Source organism: Halopseudomonas nanhaiensis, from assembly GCF_020025155.1.
Classification (GTDB): domain Bacteria; phylum Pseudomonadota; class Gammaproteobacteria; order Pseudomonadales; family Pseudomonadaceae; genus Halopseudomonas; species Halopseudomonas nanhaiensis.
In genome coordinates this window covers 1,309,406-1,327,026 of record NZ_CP073751.1, presented here as the reverse complement: position 1 = coordinate 1,327,026, position 17,621 = coordinate 1,309,406, and the positions used below count along the sequence as shown (strand labels likewise).

Sequence of the window (17,621 nt, the reverse complement as noted above, 5' to 3'; positions counted from 1 at the left end):
GTTATGGGAGATTGTTGTCGTGAAGAACAATCTCGCTCTGCATCCGTACGATTGCCTGGCCAGTGACAGCGAGATAGAACGCATTTCCGTCGGCCGCGCCCACCAGATCGCAGGCCCTCTGCTCTGGCGAGGCGAGTAGTCCCGATACGATCCCGTTGACTATTCGATCCAGTACCGGTGTTTTCAAGCGATAGCACCAGTAGGTGCTGATCTTGAGCAGGTTCGCGTCCTGGATATTCAGTTCGACGGATTCGCCTCCCGCCTCGAGCGTCTTGTTCGCCGGATTGCGATACCGCAAATTGTCATTCGGGATCACGCGGCGGTCGCGCATGAAATCGTCGCCGGGTATTCTCATCCGCCGAGTTTCTCCGAAGGCATTCATGGCGGAGCGAGGCGGACTGAGAACGGTCACCGGGTCCCGTACTGCGCGGAGGGCCGCGGCCATGATATTCGCGCGGGCGACTGCAGACGCATGACCCGTTAGCGAACCGTCGCCTGCCATGAGGTGTGGCGCCATGCCTTCGGCGAGTTTCTGCCGCATGGGATTCAGCAGCGCATGCTGCAGCGAGCCGGTTCGCGCCGCATGGAAGCTGGCCACGTTGAGTGTGTAGCGCATACGAAACACGAATGCCGCTTCGGCGATGGCAAAGGTCAGCACGAAGAACAGCGGTAACACGTAGATCAACTCTACGGTGGTCGCACCACGTTGACCTGCCCTCGGTCGGATTCGCTTGACCAGCACGTCACGGCCTCGACACGAGTTTCGCCGCAAGCGTATCGCGCAGCAGCAGTAGCGCCTCGCGCTCGGCGCTTTGCACTGGCGAAGCTTCCAGCCCGGACTCAACAACATCCGAGGCCTGCTGCATACGAGTCAGCGCCAGGTTATGCCAGGCTAGCCCGTTGCGCGGGTCATGACGCAATGCCTGCTCATAGGCATGCACGGCGGCATCGTAGCGCCCGGTTCGATAGAATACGTTACCCAGTCGAAGCCAGGCTGGCGCAGCCGTCGGGTGGGATTGGGTTATTTCATGCAGGTATCGCTCTGCGTCGCCCATGCGCCCTTCATGGTAGGCAAGCTGAGCGCGCTCCATCATATCCTCGAGCCCCGTCTGCTGCGGCGACCGCTCTGCCGAGGCGCACGCTATCAGCGCAAGACACATGGTCGTCGTCGCCAATCGCTTCAACATATGTCGAATCTCCGTCCTTTGATGATTCCCAGCCGACGGGCGAAGCCGGCCGGCATTTCCAATGTATGCACCCCATGCCAACACCAGCCGACACGCCACGGCCTCAGCCCGTGAATGACCTCCACCACTTGATCGCAACGGTCCAGGAATATGACGTCCAGCGGTACCCGCATCCCGAACATGTGAATCATGCTGCAGTCGCGAAACAACATCGGCGGATGATCATTGGAATACACCCCGAGCAGCCCTCGGGCACGCTCGATGAATGACTCCGGCAAGAGCACCACCGGCACCAGCAGATCCTTGGTCGCAGAACAAACCAGCCGCCTAGAGTTCATACATAAACTTCATGGCGATCGGGAAGCCGAGAATGATGAAGGTGGTTGGGAAGATGAATGCGACAAGCGGAAAGATCAGCTTGACCGGCGCTTCGAGCGCCTGCTTTTCTGCTCGCTGAAAACGCTCCACCCGTCGCTGTTCCGCCTGTATCCGCAGACTCTTTCCTACACTGGCCCCGGTTTTCTCCGCCTGCAGCAATGCCGAAACCAGCGTTGTGATCTCGCGCAACCGCAGTCGCTCGGCAAAGGACCGCAGCGCATCCGAGCGATTCATGCCGGCCTTGATATCACGCAGCACCCGATGCAGCTCGAGCTTGAGCGCGCCGTCCGGACCCTTCTCGACAGCCTGAAGCAGCGCGCCGTTGAGGTTCAGACCGGCTTCCACTGCCATGGTGATGAAATCTAGATAGATGCTGAGAGCTCGCACGATCTCCTTCTCCCGCTTCAAGCGCCGGTCACGGATGGAGAGGAACGGGAAAAGAAATCCGAGTAAGCCAATAGCCATGGAGAGCGCGAACGAGGACGCGTCCATCGCCGTGAGCAGGACATGCGACACTGCAAAGAAGAACCCCACGCTGATCACCTGCAGACCAAACAGCTGCTCTGGAGTGAGCAGGTAAGACAGTCCGGATCTGTTCAAGCTGCTGCGTACCTTCTCCAGCCATTCCACCGGCAACCGCTCACCAATATGTATGGCGATGAAATCTACCGCAGGCCAGATGATGCGCAACGGCAGAGGGAGTGGGTCCATGTACCGCCGGTCCGTCTCAGGCATCTCCTCCATCAACGTCATGAAGGCGTAGACGAACAAAACCGCGGACAGCATGGCGATCCCGGTGATAGTCCAGGGTATGAGCTGGTCAGACATCGATGTTCACTATCTTGCGAATGAAAACGTATCCAAAACAGATCAGCACGGTCGTCACGGCTAGGACCGCCCAGCCTATGGGCTCGTTGAAGAGTCTGGACATATGCGTAGGCTCCATATGGTAGAGAACGACTCCGAGCAATATCGGCAAGCCGGTCATTACGATGCCTTGGAGCTTGCCCTGTGCAGTCAGGGCGCGGATCTTGCCTTCCATTTCACGCTTGCGGCGAATGGTACTGGCCACGCCTTCCAGGATTTCGGACAGGTTTCCGCCCACCTCCCGGGATATCTTCATGGCAGCAGTCACCATCTCCAGCTCTGGCGAGGGTATCCTCGCCGCGAAGTTGTCCAATGCCGTCTCGAATGCGACGCCCACCCGCAACTCCCGCAGGAAAAGATCCCATTCCTGGGCGAGAGGTGGAGACTCTTCCTTTACGGTAACTTCCAGCGCCTGCGTGAGGCTGGAACCGGCTTTCATCGAATTGGCAACGGACAGCAGTGAGTCGGGCAACTGGTCGAGTATCTTCTCCAGACGTCGGCGTTTGATCACGCGGTAGAGAAACCGTGGCGCAGCAAGCAGGATCATCGACACGATCAACGCCGGCACCAGCGACTGTGTCAGCAGTAGCGCAAGCAAAAAGCCTGTACAAAGAATGACCACGTTGAGAAAGAACAACTTCTGCGGCTCGATAAAGACGTACAGTTCAGCGAGGCTGACGCGCGCCTCCGAGGTAAACTGCAAGCGGTACGCCTCCGCCGCGCTCGTCGCGACGCGGACCAAGGCAAACGCGAGAATCCCTACGGAGCAGGCGAAGAGAACCGAGGCGATCAGCATGCACGGATCTCGTTGAAAGGCGACTTAGCGAACCGGTCAATGGGCATGCATCACCCCGTCGCGAAACATGCCGATATCCATGGCGATGCCCTGGCTGCGCAGCCGTTCGTAGAGCTCCGGGATCAGTCCGGTGGCGACCAGCTGGCCCTGGACCTTGCCATGTTCATCGTAGCCGGATTGGGCGAACCGAAATATTTCGCCCATCTGGACCCGACCGTTCTCGATCCCCGTCAGCTCCGCGATGCTCGTCACCTTTCTCGAACCGCAGCTGAAACGAGACTGTTGTACGATCAGGTGAACCGCCGACGATATCTGCTCCCTGATGGCCTGTACCGGCAAGTCCATGCCCGACATCATCACCATGACTTCAAGCCGCGAGATGCAGTCCCTCGGACTGTTGGCATGGACTGTGGTCAGCGAGCCGTCATGACCGGTGTTCATTGCCTGCAGCATGTCCAGCGCCTCGCCGCCACGGCATTCCCCCACCACGATACGATCTGGACGCATACGCAAGCAGTTGCGGATAAGATCTCGAATCGCGACCGCACCGCGTCCCTCCTGATTGGGCGGTCGCGCTTCCAGCGAAATCAGATTCGGCTGGCTTAGCTGAAGCTCCGCGGCATCTTCCACCGTGACGATTCGTTCGTCCTCCGGAATGAATGCGGAAAGCATGTTCAACAACGTCGTCTTACCCGAACCGGTGCCGCCGGAAATGATGATGTTGTGTCGGTTTTTCACCGCCTGTTCGAGAAACTGCACCATTTCCCAACTGATGGAGCCGTAAGAGACCAGGCGATCGGGAGTGAGTGGCGTTTTGGAGAACTTCCGAATGGTGATGCAGGGCCCCTTTAGCGCCAAGGGCGGAATGATCGCGTTGACTCGCGAGCCGTCTTTCAGACGGGCATCAACCATGGGGGAGCTCTCGTCAATGCGCCGTCCCAATGGCGCTACGATTCGTTCGATAGCGAACATCACCGAAGTATTGTCCGTGAACGTCACAGGCGACTTGTAGAGCCGCCCTGCTCGCTCGAAGAAAATTTCATCAGCGCAGTTCACCATAATCTCGGTGATGTCATCTTGACCGAGCAGATCTTCCAGAGGCCCCAGCCCCACAGCCTCGTTCAATACCTGACGTCCGATTTCGGCGCGGTCGAGCCCGGCCGGAAAGTCTTCGATATCGTCCAGCACGTGGCGGACGAGCTCGGACGTCAGTGCGCGGAGCTCTGCGTCGCTCATCTCGAAAGTGTTGATGCGCCGGAGGTCCAATTGTTCGAGCAGCGACTTGTGTACACGTCTACGCCAGATACGGGCGACATCCGGCTCCTTGTCATCGTGCTGTACCGCCACCAGCGCGGTTTTCGCGGTCGCAGGAGCTAGCACTGCATTGCTGTCGACAAGATCTTGCATCGGCCGCTCCGGCTGCTGGGTTGTCTGTGCAGGTTGTACATGCAATCTATAACCGTGGATCAGGATCGAGTCTTCCGGCGTCAGAGGCCCGTAGCGTCGCGTCTTGTTTTCATTCACATAGGTTCCAGTCGCACTGCCCATATCCTCGATGAACAGTTCGCCCTGCTGTACAGTGAGCCGCGCATGGACCTTGCCGACTTTCCAGCCTCGCAGGACGATAAGGCAATCCGGATCCTTGCCTATCAGGCAGCTGTCGGTGGAGCAGCTGACGCTGTTGACCCGAGTGCCATGCCTGGTGTTGACGATCACGTTGAACATAAGGGTCGCCTACTCAAGCAAGCCAATAGCGGAAGCAGGACGTTCCCTGACCGCTTTCAGATCGTCGTATTGCGCTGCGAACGTGGTGGGCATCTGCTCCGGCGCGGTAATGATCTCGGGGGTGACCAGAATCACCAGTTCCCGGCGAGTTTCCGTTTTTTCCCGCGCCCGGAACAGCCCGCCAACCACTGGCAGTCGGCCTATCCCTGGTACCGAGTATTGCGCGTTCGCATCGTGCGTCGATAGCAGGCCGGAGATGATGATAGTTTCGCCGTCGCGAACGTTTATCACCGAGTCGGCCTTCCGGGTCAGTAGCCCCGGAACATTGCCCACAGAGGAACTCAGATCGATTGAACTGACCTCCGCTTCGATCGATGCAACGATGTTGCCGTCTGCGTCTGCTGTCGGAGCAATACCGAGCTGTACACCGTACTCTCGGAAATTCACCACTGGATTCCCGTTGCCGTCTACGGTCTGGTAGGGGAACTCCCCGCCGGAAAGGAACCGAGCCTCTTCGCCACTGCGGGTCGTCAGAACAGGCTCGGCGAGGGTCCGGGCGCCGCCGGTGGTTTCCATCAACTGGATCGTAGAAAATAGCGCGGATGAGAATCCCACGAACGGGTGCAGACTCCGATTGCTGGGGGGCACCACATCCAACAGCTCGCCCCAGTTGACCTGTCCTCCCGATGGAACCACGCGATACACATCGTTCGAGACCAGCGTGCCGACAGCGGCAATGGTCGGACCTTCTGCAGCATCGGCCCAGCGAATACCGACGCGACGCCGATACTGCTCGTCAAGCTCGATCAATTGTGCCTTGATGCGGATGAGCTTGCGCATCTGGACTTCAGTCGGCCGGACCATGGATATAACCCCGGGTAGAGCGCCAATGACCGCGGTATAGGTGTCCATCAGCTGTGGATCAAGCGCACCTTCTACGACCAGCAGCCCATCGACCTCGCGGATAGTCAGTCCGGGGTACGAAGAGAGTACTGAGCGCACGGCGCCCAGCCGGCGCTGCACGTTGCCACCCTGCACATAAACTCGGTACTGCTCTATTCTCTGGCCGGGCTTCCACAGATGCAGGTCGGTTTCGCCCGCGTCTTTGGGGATCAGCAACAGCTCGCCCGTGTCAAGCACCGAGACACTCAAAACGTCCTCGTTGCCCACGGCGACCCTGTCGACCTCTCCAACTGATACGGTTCTGACTTCGCCCACATGGAGCTCAAAGTGACGCAGCTGCGCCAATGTCTCACCGGAGCAGACAAGCAAGATTGTTGCGGCGAACCACTGCAGACTTCGCCAATTCCATTTGCACATGTTCATTTCCCTGAATCGCCGTCCGCTGCCGGCAGGTTAAGCGCATAACTTTTCAACAGACCGCGGTCCCGGCGCGCCTGCACGGACTGGCTGTGTACATAGGTAGGAGTGAGGAATCCGTTCTGGTTGGCGCCGCGTACATAAAACTCCACACCCTTGGCCCCAGATAGATCCTGACGTAGCAGTTGCTGCGAAAGAATCTCGTCGCCGTGAATGCGTTCATCGTCCGGCCCGCGCAACATGAACACGAAGTCGCCCAGCTTGTTTGCCAAGGTGATCCTTGCTGCGTCGTCACGAGGTACGCCGACGGTCACAGTTGCGTAACGCTCCTCTTGCAGAGGATCAATCACATCGAAATCCTGCTCCTTTGAGCGCAACGGAGCGCGCCCGACCGAAAGGACTCTGACGCGCTCTCGCAGTAGCACCAGCGCTTTTTCATCCTTGGGTTCGCTGGTAATCGTCGAATCACCGGTGAGCAGGAACAAGTCAACGTAGTCGCCGCTGGTCAGCATCCCTGCGTTACTGGTCACCTCGCTCACCTCAACCGTCACCGCACGCTCGCCCATCTCCAGCAACTGCGAGAACCGCGAAATCGCATCGCCAGCCAGAAAGTGCGTGAGTAGCGGTTCTCCCGGCGACATGGGGTGGCGGACGACCTGGCCATCGTATAAATGGAAGGTTTCCGGCGTGATGGCTTCGGCTGAAAGATGCTTCGCCGGCACCTGCGCAATGGCCATATTGTGCGGCCCAACTTCATCACCCGGAACAATTGGAGCGATCGCGACGACCACATCGCGACTCTCTCCGGAGCTGCCCAGCAAGCGCTCCCGCAGAGACGCTTCCTGTGAGTCCAGATAGTTGTGGGAAAGCCAAAAAGCCACCCCTCCTGCAGCGAGAGCAATGCAAAGCACACCCCACGATCCAATTCCTTTTGCAGCTTTCATCTGTTCTCCTAGAGCGGCATCGATGAGGAATACATGTACGCGGCGTGCTCGGTCTTGATGGCTTCAATCAATAGTTCAATCACATTCTTGCCGTCGAATACTGGCGCAATCAGCACCGCTACGAAAAAGACCAGACCAATTGCGTATTCCACCATTGCGCTGCCATTACAATTCCTTTGCATCACCACTCCTTACCTATGAGTCACCAACACCGCGACGACCGTAGTGCCCTGCCTAGAAGCCGAAAAGGTCATATTCAGCTCTTCGCTTCGACGGCTGAGTATCAGAACATTCCTTTCGGTGGCCTTTGGACTGGTCGCATTGCTCCAGCCCTCCTGAGCGAACCGTCGGTCATAGAAATCATAAGTTCGTTTTAGGCTTTCCGGACTCTCGATCATCAGCGTTCTGCTATGCTTCGGTCCGTCTACGGCTTTGATGTCATTCAACACTTTGCTGTGAGCGACCATCGGAAAGCCTTTTGCCGGTTCTCCTCGCGAAATCTCACTCGGATCAAAAGCGAACGAAGTAGAAAGGATTCCTCGCGAACCAAGCCTGTCGCTGCGATCAATCTGCACTACCTGAAAAAAATCGCCTTCGCGATGAGAAAGCAGAACAAACTCTTCTGTATCTGCAACCGCCATCGCATTGTGCCACTCGGATGCATAAAACTTCTGCAGGTCAGCTAACGCACGGTTGCTCCTGAATTCAAGAAGCTGCATGGGGATTCCGCTAAACTCAATTTCTTCCGCGACAATGGAAACATGCATGTGATCCGCCACGGGAAATTCGGGAAATTGCTTGGCTGCTGAGTCTACAGCAAACATCGAGACACCCAACGATAGCGTCGCGAGCAAGTAGCTCCGCATTGACACTAGCAAGAGCGGCTCCCACCCCTTCCCAGAGATATTCATTCGACAGAATCCGTAGACCGCAACTTCGGATTTGGATCGTGCCCGCCGGCCTGTGTAGCGAATGTATATTCGCGTTCATATTTAAGGCACTGCGCAAACACTGCGGCTTCGGTATGTTCGGGAGGGCTACCTGCTACAGTCATGTCGAACATTTTCTTTTTCAATATATAGTTTACGCTAGTTTCCCGTTCCTTGTGCTTTCCTGCCAATCCGTGCCCTTTTTTGAGAATCTCATGTCTGACGTCGTCCGGAACGACGCTGTCCTTTGGCAGCAATTTATGAAAATGTCTCGCTTCGTCTTTCCAATGCATGCAACCAATCTCCGGATGCATGTGGTGGTGCTCATTAAGCTCGCCGTCACCTCCAGAAATAAAGGTGTCAGCAGATAAAGTCTGGGAAAGCAAAAAACCACACAGCAAGAAAAGCCATTGCCCGCTTGCCCTCCCGCCAGGATGTGGTTGCATCCCTCGTGACCGGAGTAAACTCAAGCGATACAGAAGTAGTGTGACTGAACATCCGGCAAACTTCATGGCTCGGTACCTTCTGAACGAAGTTTCGGCTGTGGGTGATGACCGCCTGCCTGTGTAGAAAAAGTATATTCCGGTTCATATTTCATACACTGTTGGTACACCGAAACTTCGGTATCTGCGGGAGCGCTTCGTGACACAGTCATATCGAACATTTTTTTCTTCAGTATGTAGTTGACGCTGGTTTCCGGCTCCTTGTACTTGCCTGCCAACCCGTGCCCCTTTTTGAGAATCTCATGTCGAACTTCATCCGGAAAAAGACTGTCTTGCGGGAGTAATTTGTGAAAATGACGTGCTTCGTGCCTCCAAAGCATGCATCCAGTCTCGGGATGCATCGAGTGATACTGAACAAGCTCGTCGTCACTTTTGTTCAAAAATTCGTCGGCGATTGCGCTCTGCGCGAGCATAACTACCAACAGCAGCGAAAATTTCTTCATCAATAGCGCTCTAGATACTGTTGAGGGACTCGATCAGGGTCGATGTAGCCAAGTTCAAGCCGACCCACAACTTCCAATGGTCCGACCAGAAACGGCAGGTCAGTCAACACGCTCGCGATACCGTCCAAATGGCTCGTAGGAGTCAGCCCCTGGACCCGTCTGCGTACATGCCCGGCGCCGCCTGCGTTCCAGGGATCCGTAATGAGAGTCACGCTTCGGTCCAATTGGATATCCAGCTCCGCCATTTCCGAAATGCGCGCTGGCGCTCGCAGCGATAAAGCGACTCGGCCGGTATGGGCGCCTTGCTGAGCTATGTCGAACCGAGCAAACAAGGGCACGTTTGAGATCCAGCGAAGCGCGCTCTCTGTCACGCCCGCGGTTCCAGGCGCTGCCTGACGCTCTGAGGTGGCGTTCACGTACAGTGGAAATTCCGAAACGTTACCTGTTTGTCGCAGGATCGGACCATTGCCAGTGGGATGGCCGTATGCGTATTCCAAAAGCGGATCGATGCTATAACGTTTGAGCGCTTCGTCTACATCGCTCTGGATTCCCTGATCGCGCCTGCCAAACACTCTCGCCTGAGTCTCGCCACGTATCTCGTTGTCACTCTTCCCTGTGGCAACGCTTGGCCAACCCTGCGGTCCCTCAGACCATACGGTCCGCTCCCAGGCGATGTAGCGTGCGCCCAGCTCAACCTTGTGCCTGGCGTCCAGATACTTGCCTAAGGTGACCATGGCAATAAATAGCGGTACCAGCACCAGCACTGCGGTGACGAGAAACTCGACAAGCGCCTGGCCTCGTATAGCCGAGCTCATACCAGGTGGCACACCATTCACAATGGTGACCCCGTAGCTAACTGCGCCGCGATTAACCGACTACCTGGCGAAACCTCCGTCAACCGAGGTTGCCAGTACGGGTTATACAAATTGCCGTGCTCGAGGCGGCGGTCTGCCCGTGGCCACAACGACGTCGGCCTGGAGAAATACGATTCCGCTGTCGCTACCGAAACAATTCGGTCTGTCGGCAGCGAGCCGCTCGAGTCAATGTTTAGCTGCTCCGCTACGGCGGTCCCCGAGCCGGATTGCAGCTGATCTTGACTCGTGGAAATGTTCGAGGACTTCTTGGCGAGGTGTACCGTCACACCAGGGCTTTGACTGGATTCAGCTGGCGCGCGACCACTGAATCTCGGATCGCGGTCTGTCTCGAAATCGCGGTAATCCCGGAGGCCATTTATCTTGGAGAGGTTGTTTCCGCGCCCATTAGAGGCACCAAGCGTCGCCGCCCAACGATTTTCCCAGGCGTTGCCCCACTTGCTACCGGGAGAGGTGTTGTAACAGCGGTTGCCTGCGCACTGTCTGCGGCTAAAATAGTTGTGGTCCGATCCTTCGTCCAAGGCGTGCGCTGCACCCCATCCGACAGGCATGGTCTCGCGCCAGCGATAACGAATACGAAAACGGCTTATTCTAGGCAGCGCGATCCATAGGCTTTCGGTATCAAGGGACGTCCAGTCCCAGGTTATTGCATCCCCGCTGTCATCCATGTCGAATTCAGTCGCGCCCCGCTTTCGCATCTGGATCCGCGCAGCAAAAGACCGGTGATTCATCCAGGTCGTCGCCCGGTCAGCGGTAAACCTATCCCTGGAGGCGACCACCAATGCCGTTTTTTCGCGGAAGCGAGACCTGTTCACGCTGTCGCTCTCTCTTCCCTGCCCTAAGGAAACTTCGTTTTTTCTAATGGAGCTCTGCCAGCGGTCCGAATACTTCGCTAGTCCAGCCAACGTCTGCACTAAGCCGAACTCTACATCTGAATCGTTTTGCTTGATGATAGCGAGCGTGGCTTCCATACTGGAAAAATAAGCAGCCTCGTGATAAATCTGCTGCGCTTTTGAAAGAAAATATATATATTCGTCCAGAACTCCAACGCCGGCTCCGGTCACCTGAACTACTACATCTGAAAGACGTTCCGCGAACATCCGAACCGCATTTGTCACCGCTTTAATAGCTTGCCCTATCCCAGGTACAACCTGAGCAATCGTACCGGCGGTGTCGAGATTGATGGCCTCCTGCTCAAGATAGTGAGTCCAGGAGTTAATCGCCACCAACTGTCCGATAGCCGCCTGGTTAGCAATCATCGCGCGATTGGTATAAGCAGTGAAGTTGTAATCCCTTGCGAGCAAAGATGCGGCGCTGTACGCAGCCGCGTCCGAAGTGTTTTGCAATCTGACCCGCTCAGCCGCGACCTGACCTGAATCGAACATGGAAAACGCAGCCAGGCCCATTACCGCGAACAACAGAATGGTGAAGATGGTGGCGTATCCATCCTGATTTTTTTGCATGAGCATGGCTGACATCGAACGATTATTCGCTGCCGATCATGTCGGAAGCGGTGTCGTTGTAATTCCCTAACGAGGTCGCTGTTCCTGCCGCAGTTGCCGCCTGACCCGCTGTACCTTGAGCTTTGGTAATATTAGAGCTAGCCGACTTCCCCGACATTTCATTCGCCATACCGGCAACTTGATGACGAACAGTTTGCCCAAAGAAGCTGTAGGCAGCGATCGCGGCGACGGCGATTAGAGCAGTGATAATGATGTATTCAGTCATGCCCTGACCGAGCGACTTCTTTCTCAAAGAAAAGGTTTGCATATGTTCTCCTTCGCGCACAGACGAATGCCGCGCGCAAGCGCACTGAATGAATTTCATCGTGTGGTTTCAGCAAGGATGACAACGTCAGACAGGCCTGACTGGCCAAAGGAAATTACATGCCACAACTGAGAATTCGAACGAATTCTGTGACGAAAACGTAGCGTCCTTTCTACCGGCCACCTCATAAAAGGTGCGCCGGATCAGACAACACTCCTCAACTCCGGCCGAATTGAACGACATCTCGTCGTAGACATACAACCCATAGACATCGTAAATGCAAAGTAGATCACGAACCTCGGTTCCCACCCATATAGGTGATGGTGCTAATTCCTTCGCTAGTTTTTGGCGTTGTATATCCTGAACGCCAGACATCCGTTGTGTGACTCGCGTCAGCTTTTCCCGCACTCACCGTTGCGCTTCGTCTCTTCGGCCAACACACTCCGGCCCGCACGCCAATGTTCCGCTGTCGTTGGTTCTCCATCTTTGAGTTAAAGACCGGGATCTACCATGACACGGAAGTTTGTCTCCCGCCGGCGTCCGCTCGCCGGTGCCACCTTCGTTGAATACCTGATCGTCGTCAGCGCCCTGATTGTCGTCGGCGTCATCGCCTTTTCCAGCTTCGGCTCCAGCAGCCGCCAGCACGTCGGGCATATCTCCAAGGAGCTGGCCGGCATGCCCGCTTCGATGGACGGCGGCAGCACCGGTGGGGGGAGTTCGGGATGGCCTGGTTCGGGCGGCGGTTCCGGTGGCGGATCAGGCTCAGGGAGCGGCTCCGGTTCAGGAACGGATGCGGGCAGCGGCGATGCCGGCGGCTCGGGTGGGGGCTCCGGCACCGTGGGCGGCGGTACCGGTGGGGGCGCAGACGGTTCGGGCGGTGGCGCTGGTGGCGGCACCGCATGGGATGATTTGCTCGGGAGCGGCAGTGGCGGCGGGCTCGATGGCGTGGGCGGTGGCGGCTCCTCCGGCTTCAACCCCGGCGGCGATCTGGGCGGCGGTATGGCCTGCTCAGTCGACACGGGTAATGATCAGAACGCCTCCCCCGCCGGCGGCAGCCCACCGACCTACACCCTGGTCGGCAACCCGATCAACATCGCGACTGGCAACAAGTACCAGCAGGAAGTCGATTACCAGGGCTCGGGTGAGTTTCCCCTCGCGTTCATCCGCGCCTACAACAGCCACGCCACCGACGAAGCCGGCAGCCTCGGCTCGGGCTGGCAGCACAACTACGAGCGGCGTATCACTGCTCACGATGACGGCCGCATGCGCGTGGTGCGTGAGGATGGCCGCCGGCACTATTTCCGCCAGGATGGCCAGCGCTGGATCGCCACCGACAACAACGTCGACACGTTTGAAGGGGTGTATCGCCAGGACGAGTTGCTCGGTTGGACCTACCGCCCCGGCACCGGTGGCGCCGAGCAGTACGATGCCCAGGGCCGCCTGCTGAGTATCGAGCACGTGCATGGACAGCGTCAGCAGCTTGAGTACAACGAAGAGGGCCAGCTGGCGAGCGTCAGCGATGCCTATGGCCAGCGCGTGCGCTTTCAGTACTCCGGCCAGCGTCTGGTGCGGGTCGATACGCCCGATGGTCAGGCGCTGCAGTTCGGGTATGACACCTTCAACGGTAATCTGCTCACCGTCACCCAGGGCAAACCGGGGCTGCTCGACCGGCTGCGTCGCTCGACACTGGACGGCCCGGCCCGCACCTACCATTACGAAGACACGGACTTCCCACACTACCTGACCGGCATCACCGATGAAGCCGGCCGCCGCTACGCCACCTGGGCCTATGACAACCTGGGCCGGGCGGTGCTGTCCGAGCACGGCCAAGGCGTGGAGCGCATCACGGTTGAGTATCTGGCCAACAAGACCTTCATCACCAACGCAGCCGGCAAGACCGCGACCTATCACCTGATCGAGCAAAAGGGCGTCAAACGCCTCAGTCGCATCGAGGGCGATGCCACCCCCTACTGCCCCGAGACCCAGCAGCGGCATATCTATGCCGACACCGGTTATCTGACCGCCGCCATCGATGCCGAAGGCCGCGCCACGCTGATGGAGCGTAACGAGCGGGGGCTGATCACCGAGCTGACCCAGGGCGTGTTGTGGCAGAACCAAGCGCCGGTGCTACAACCGGAGAGCCAGCGCATCGTCAGCGAATGGCACCCGCACAAGCCGCTGGTGACGCGCCGCACCTATTACAGTCTGGACGATGACCAGCAGTGGCAGCCCCAGCGCGAGACCTTCACGCACTATGACCAGCAGGACCGCCCGGAGGTCTACACCGAGGTCAACCTGAGCACCCAGCAGGTGCCCTACGCCACCCACGGTGACAGTCGCAGCTGGACCTACCAGTACAGCTATCATGACGATGCCAACACGCACCTGGCGCGCATCCGCATTACCGATCCGCGCAAAGCTCAGACCCAGTTGGATTACGACAAGCAGGGTCAGATGGTTCGTGTGACCAACGCTCTCGGCCACGTTACCCGCTATGACAACCACACCGCCCAGGGTCGCCCCGGCCGCATCACCGACCCCAACGGCCTGATCACCCAGCTGACCTACAACGACCGTGGCTGGCTGACCGGGATCAAACGCATCGGCAGCCATACCAGCCAGATGCAGATCGAGTATCTGGCCAACGGCCTGCCCTCTACCCTGCACCGGGAAAACGGTGACAGCCTGACGGTTACCTACAACGATGCCCGCCAGGTCACCAGCCTGACCAACAGCCTGGGCGAGCACATCGCCGTCACACCCAACGCCGTCAGTGGCGCCTGGGAAACGCTGTCGATTCAGAACGAAGAAGGTCAGGACGTGCTGGTCAAGCAGCGTCAGCTCGACGAGCTGGGCCGGGTCATTGCGCTGCTGGGCAATGCCGGCCAGCAGACCCGCGTGCAGTATGACAAGGCCGGCCTGCCGATCCGTATCGAGCAGCAGGCTGGCGAGGAACCCACCGGCCTGCTGACCACCGTGCAACAGTACGATGCCCTGGCGCGTCTGACCCAGACCCGCGACCCGGCCGACGGCCAGACCCAGTTCGGCTACGGCCCGACTGGGCAGCTCGACACCGTGATCGCCGCCAACCAGGCGACCACCCGCTACACCCGCGATGGGCTGGGACGGCTGCTGCAACTGGACAGCCCCGACACCGGTATCCAGATCCATCACTACGATGACGCCGGCCAGCTCAGCCGCACCCACCGTCCGGACCAGCCAGACCAGGACGTCCGCTACCACTACGATGCGCTCGGTCGCCTCACTCGCATCCAGTACAGCGATCCAGGCGAAGACATCACCTACACCTACGATCAGAACGACGAAGCTCATGGCGCTGGCATCGGTCGAGTGACCCGCATCACCAGCCGCCACAGCCAGATCGACTACCGCTACGATGCCCACGGCAACCTACTGGTCGATGCCCGGAAGATAAAGGTGGGTGGGCACACCCATGAGCAAACGATCACTTACAGCTACACGAACGGCAACCAACTGGCGTCGATCACCTACCCCAACGGCCAGACCGTTCGGTACGACTATGAGAACGGCCGCCACAGCCAGGTCACGCTGGGAACCGAGCAAACCGATACCCCGCTGATTACCGACATCACCCACCGCCCCTTCGGCAGCATGGACAGCTGGACCTATGGCAACGGCCTGACCCAGACGCTGGAGCATGACCTGGATGGCCGCATCACTGCGGTCAACGTTCAAAACGAAAACAACGAAGCCGTCTGGCAGCAGGCTTACGAGTATGACCGACTGAACAACATCACCGGCATCGAGCGCAGCGAAGGCCAACGGACTTACCAGCAGCAGTTCGGCTACGACCTGCTGCAGAGGCTGATCATGGATCAGGGTCCCTACGGGCAGCAGCGCTTCGACTATGACGAAGTCGGCAATCGACTGACCCAGCGCTACACCAGAAGCGACGAGAACCACATCGGCGAGCCGGACGAAGCAAAAGAAGAGCTAACCAAGTACTTCTACGCACCCGCCAGCAACCGCCTGCTCGGCACCAGCGAAAATGACGTGATCCTTGACCCCGCCGGCAACACGCTACTGGAGCGCAATGCCACCAACCGCAGCTACGAATACAACGCACAAAACCGCATCAGCGCATACCTGGAAGACGGCGAACTGAAAGCCCGCTACCACTACAACGCGCTCGGCCAACGCATCCACAAGGCAGTAATGCAAGCCGACGGGAGCGAAGCCCACACCCTCTTCCACTACGATCAGCAGGGTCAACTGCTAGGCGAAACCAAGCTACAAAGCACAGAGAAACCCAGCCCCGGCCAAGCGGTAGAAACGCAGAACATCATCTGGCTACAACTGCGATCGGTTGCGGCCATCGACACCACCGAGAACGAAGCACCTCGCATCGCCTGGCTGCACAGCGATCATCTGCTCACCGCTCGGGCTGCAACCGATGCTAACCAGGATCTCATCTGGCGCTGGCAAAGCGATGCCTTTGGGGTAGGCGAAGCTGAGAGATTCAACCACGCAAGCGAGCCACAGCTCACACTGAACCTTAGATTTCCAGGTCAATATCATGACCGCGAAAGCGGGCTTTACTACAACTACTTCAGGACGTACGATCCGGACACCGGCCGGTACATACAAAGTGATCCGCTTGGGCTCATTGGCGGGATTAACACTTATGCCTATACTAATTCTGGACCATTATCATATTTCGATATTCTTGGACTCTGCGCGAATGAGAAAACGTTCTACGATGGGTTCGATTCAGAGTTTCTGAAGACATTCGAAGCCGCGAACCCGTTCGAGCACGCCATGTTCAAAGAGTATGCGCAGGGCATTTCGCTCTCAGCATGGCCAAACGACGATTTCAGGCATTACGAGATAGCTTGGCGGAACTTCGACCAGTATGCCAGGGAACAAGCGATGCGACTTGTAAACCTGCATGGGGCAGGACTAGCAGATAAATTAATAGGGCCGGGGAACATTGCAGGCAGCATCCCTGGAATTGGCCCTCTTGTCGGGATAATCGGGACGATGGGGGCAATATCTAGCTCAGCCGAACTATTATCAATAATTCCAGAAGCCATGGACATTCAAATGCATGGACCGGCGGTAATTAATCAGCCGACATTCATAGAAGCGTTTGGAAGGCCCTACGACAGCACTCTAACGGATTTGCTAAGCCGATGAAAAAGCTAAATATTTTTTCTTTTTTATTCCTCTTTTTTGTACTTTGCTCAACCGCAATTGCTGACCCGGGCGAAGATACTTTTATATTATCGATTGCGGAAACGCATCTAGATCACCTTAAGCTCGACCAGCAAGTCTGGGAGAAACTCCCGTCCGAAGCCACCGCTGCCAGAACACTGCTTTCCGAATCGATAACAAGAAAACTGGTAATGTTGAGCGGACTCGAGTTTTCCACAGCTGACGTCCGCGCGCCGAGGCTAGAGATTCTGTGCCTGTTAAAGCGAGACCCAAGCACTTATCAATCGCACAATCATCATAATCTTTCAAAAATCGCCGACCGCTTCCTCAACAACATAATCTCTGAAGTTATGCATGAAATCGAAAGCGCGCAACGAGTGCTTTATGGGAAAGAATGCTATGTGTCCCCAGACCATCGAAGCGGACGCAGAAGTTAGCAAAAAACCCTAAAATGGAATGAGTAGACCTTACCGGGGATAGCTTGGATTTATTCGGCCCTATAAAAAGCCGGGGTCTCTCAGATTTTCTAGTACTCCAAATACGAATGCTGTCCCAGTGTGTGCAGTATATTCACGTAGCGCACGACCACCGCCGAGGCCCGTCCAAATGTGCTGTTTCTGGCGCGGCCAGATCGTGATTTCGGGGCATCCGTATGCACAAAGCTCTCGCCGCTGCATCGGCATGGCGATCTAGC

General features: G+C 57.3%; 17 protein-coding genes. 2 read left to right on the top strand and 15 right to left on the bottom strand.

What is annotated here, in order from left to right; all coding sequences use genetic code 11:
- Nucleotide 1: 1 nt before the first annotated feature.
- The 15 genes from KEM63_RS05975 to KEM63_RS05905 all read right to left on the bottom strand — a co-directional run bounded on the left by KEM63_RS05975 (nt 2) and on the right by KEM63_RS05905 (nt 11,734).
- The gene (locus KEM63_RS05975) at nt 2–742 is read right to left on the bottom strand and encodes a TadE family protein (protein WP_223655284.1); all 741 of its coding nucleotides are present in this window, start codon (nt 740–742) and stop codon (nt 2–4) included.
- Between the two features lies 1 nt (nt 743).
- Entirely contained in the window at nt 744–1,187 is a 444-nt protein-coding gene (locus KEM63_RS05970) for a tetratricopeptide repeat protein (protein WP_223655283.1), read from the bottom strand.
- Nucleotides 1,181–1,525, bottom strand: coding sequence for a DUF192 domain-containing protein (locus tag KEM63_RS05965; protein WP_223655282.1), 345 nt, complete (start codon nt 1,523–1,525; stop codon nt 1,181–1,183). The genes KEM63_RS05970 and KEM63_RS05965 overlap by 7 nt, the downstream gene beginning before the upstream one ends.
- Nucleotides 1,515–2,393 (bottom strand): type II secretion system F family protein, encoded by an 879-nt coding sequence (locus KEM63_RS05960; RefSeq protein ID WP_223655281.1) that lies wholly within the window; start codon nt 2,391–2,393, stop codon nt 1,515–1,517. Before KEM63_RS05960 ends, KEM63_RS05965 begins: the two co-directional genes overlap by 11 nt.
- A complete protein-coding gene (locus KEM63_RS05955; RefSeq protein ID WP_223655280.1) occupies nt 2,386–3,228 on the bottom strand; it encodes a type II secretion system F family protein in 843 nt (280 codons plus the stop codon). Before KEM63_RS05955 ends, KEM63_RS05960 begins: the two co-directional genes overlap by 8 nt.
- 36 nt (nt 3,229–3,264) lie before the next feature.
- Nucleotides 3,265–4,953 carry a TadA family conjugal transfer-associated ATPase gene (locus tag KEM63_RS05950; protein WP_223655279.1) on the bottom strand — a complete coding sequence of 563 codons (1,689 nt, stop codon included), beginning with the start codon at nt 4,951–4,953 and terminating at the stop codon, nt 3,265–3,267.
- Nucleotides 4,954–4,962: 9 nt separating this feature from the next.
- Nucleotides 4,963–6,273: a type II and III secretion system protein family protein gene (locus KEM63_RS05945; RefSeq protein ID WP_223655278.1), complete on the bottom strand. Its 1,311-nt coding sequence runs from the start codon at nt 6,271–6,273 to the stop codon at nt 4,963–4,965.
- Between the two features lie 2 nt (nt 6,274–6,275).
- Entirely contained in the window at nt 6,276–7,217 is a 942-nt protein-coding gene (gene cpaB, locus KEM63_RS05940; protein WP_223655277.1) for a Flp pilus assembly protein CpaB, read from the bottom strand.
- An 8-nt stretch (nt 7,218–7,225) separates the two neighbouring features.
- Complete coding sequence (locus KEM63_RS05935; protein ID WP_223655276.1) at nt 7,226–7,399, bottom strand: hypothetical protein; 174 nt, start codon at nt 7,397–7,399, stop codon at nt 7,226–7,228.
- A gap of 9 nt (nt 7,400–7,408) precedes the next feature.
- The gene (locus KEM63_RS05930; RefSeq protein WP_223655275.1) at nt 7,409–8,041 is read right to left on the bottom strand and encodes a hypothetical protein; all 633 of its coding nucleotides are present in this window, start codon (nt 8,039–8,041) and stop codon (nt 7,409–7,411) included.
- 83 nt (nt 8,042–8,124) lie between these two features.
- On the bottom strand, nt 8,125–8,658 hold the full coding sequence (locus tag KEM63_RS05925; protein WP_223655274.1) for a hypothetical protein: 534 nt from the start codon (nt 8,656–8,658) through the stop codon (nt 8,125–8,127).
- On the bottom strand, nt 8,655–9,092 hold the full coding sequence (locus tag KEM63_RS05920; RefSeq protein WP_223655273.1) for a hypothetical protein: 438 nt from the start codon (nt 9,090–9,092) through the stop codon (nt 8,655–8,657). The genes KEM63_RS05925 and KEM63_RS05920 overlap by 4 nt, the downstream gene beginning before the upstream one ends.
- Entirely contained in the window at nt 9,092–9,907 is an 816-nt protein-coding gene (locus KEM63_RS05915; protein WP_223655272.1) for a TadE family protein, read from the bottom strand. The genes KEM63_RS05920 and KEM63_RS05915 overlap by 1 nt, the downstream gene beginning before the upstream one ends.
- Nucleotides 9,908–9,924: 17 nt before the next feature.
- The gene (locus tag KEM63_RS05910; RefSeq protein WP_223655271.1) at nt 9,925–11,442 is read right to left on the bottom strand and encodes a Tad domain-containing protein; all 1,518 of its coding nucleotides are present in this window, start codon (nt 11,440–11,442) and stop codon (nt 9,925–9,927) included.
- Nucleotides 11,443–11,449: 7 nt separating this feature from the next.
- Nucleotides 11,450–11,734 carry a hypothetical protein gene (locus KEM63_RS05905; RefSeq protein ID WP_223655270.1) on the bottom strand — a complete coding sequence of 95 codons (285 nt, stop codon included), beginning with the start codon at nt 11,732–11,734 and terminating at the stop codon, nt 11,450–11,452.
- A 507-nt stretch (nt 11,735–12,241) separates the two neighbouring features.
- Between KEM63_RS05905 and KEM63_RS05900 the strand changes: the two genes are divergently transcribed.
- Together KEM63_RS05900 and KEM63_RS05895 are read left to right on the top strand one after the other, a co-directional pair.
- A complete protein-coding gene (locus tag KEM63_RS05900) occupies nt 12,242–16,909 on the top strand; it encodes a DUF6531 domain-containing protein (RefSeq protein ID WP_223655269.1) in 4,668 nt (1,555 codons plus the stop codon).
- Nucleotides 16,906–17,364 (top strand): hypothetical protein, encoded by a 459-nt coding sequence (locus tag KEM63_RS05895; protein ID WP_223655268.1) that lies wholly within the window; start codon nt 16,906–16,908, stop codon nt 17,362–17,364. Before KEM63_RS05900 ends, KEM63_RS05895 begins: the two co-directional genes overlap by 4 nt.
- Nucleotides 17,365–17,621 lie beyond the last annotated feature (257 nt).

Bases quoted from the DNA above. Each gene is read 5' to 3' on its own strand.
- KEM63_RS05970 (WP_223655283.1), bottom strand. From the start codon at position 1,187: ATGTTGAAGCGATTGGCGACGACGACCATGTGTCTTGCGCTGATAGCG.
- KEM63_RS05965 (WP_223655282.1), bottom strand. From the start codon at position 1,525: ATGAACTCTAGGCGGCTGGTTTGTTCTGCGACCAAGGATCTGCTGGTG.
- KEM63_RS05960 (WP_223655281.1), bottom strand. From the start codon at position 2,393: ATGTCTGACCAGCTCATACCCTGGACTATCACCGGGATCGCCATGCTG.
- KEM63_RS05955 (WP_223655280.1), bottom strand. From the start codon at position 3,228: ATGCTGATCGCCTCGGTTCTCTTCGCCTGCTCCGTAGGGATTCTCGCG.
- KEM63_RS05950 (WP_223655279.1), bottom strand. From the start codon at position 4,953: ATGTTCAACGTGATCGTCAACACCAGGCATGGCACTCGGGTCAACAGC.
- KEM63_RS05945 (WP_223655278.1), bottom strand. From the start codon at position 6,273: ATGTGCAAATGGAATTGGCGAAGTCTGCAGTGGTTCGCCGCAACAATC.
- cpaB (WP_223655277.1), bottom strand. From the start codon at position 7,217: ATGAAAGCTGCAAAAGGAATTGGATCGTGGGGTGTGCTTTGCATTGCT.
- KEM63_RS05935 (WP_223655276.1), bottom strand. From the start codon at position 7,399: ATGCAAAGGAATTGTAATGGCAGCGCAATGGTGGAATACGCAATTGGT.
- KEM63_RS05930 (WP_223655275.1), bottom strand. From the start codon at position 8,041: ATGTTTGCTGTAGACTCAGCAGCCAAGCAATTTCCCGAATTTCCCGTG.
- KEM63_RS05925 (WP_223655274.1), bottom strand. From the start codon at position 8,658: ATGAAGTTTGCCGGATGTTCAGTCACACTACTTCTGTATCGCTTGAGT.
- KEM63_RS05920 (WP_223655273.1), bottom strand. From the start codon at position 9,092: ATGAAGAAATTTTCGCTGCTGTTGGTAGTTATGCTCGCGCAGAGCGCA.
- KEM63_RS05915 (WP_223655272.1), bottom strand. From the start codon at position 9,907: ATGAGCTCGGCTATACGAGGCCAGGCGCTTGTCGAGTTTCTCGTCACC.
- KEM63_RS05910 (WP_223655271.1), bottom strand. From the start codon at position 11,442: ATGTCAGCCATGCTCATGCAAAAAAATCAGGATGGATACGCCACCATC.
- KEM63_RS05905 (WP_223655270.1), bottom strand. From the start codon at position 11,734: ATGCAAACCTTTTCTTTGAGAAAGAAGTCGCTCGGTCAGGGCATGACT.
- KEM63_RS05900 (WP_223655269.1), top strand. From the start codon at position 12,242: ATGACACGGAAGTTTGTCTCCCGCCGGCGTCCGCTCGCCGGTGCCACC.
- KEM63_RS05895 (WP_223655268.1), top strand. From the start codon at position 16,906: ATGAAAAAGCTAAATATTTTTTCTTTTTTATTCCTCTTTTTTGTACTT.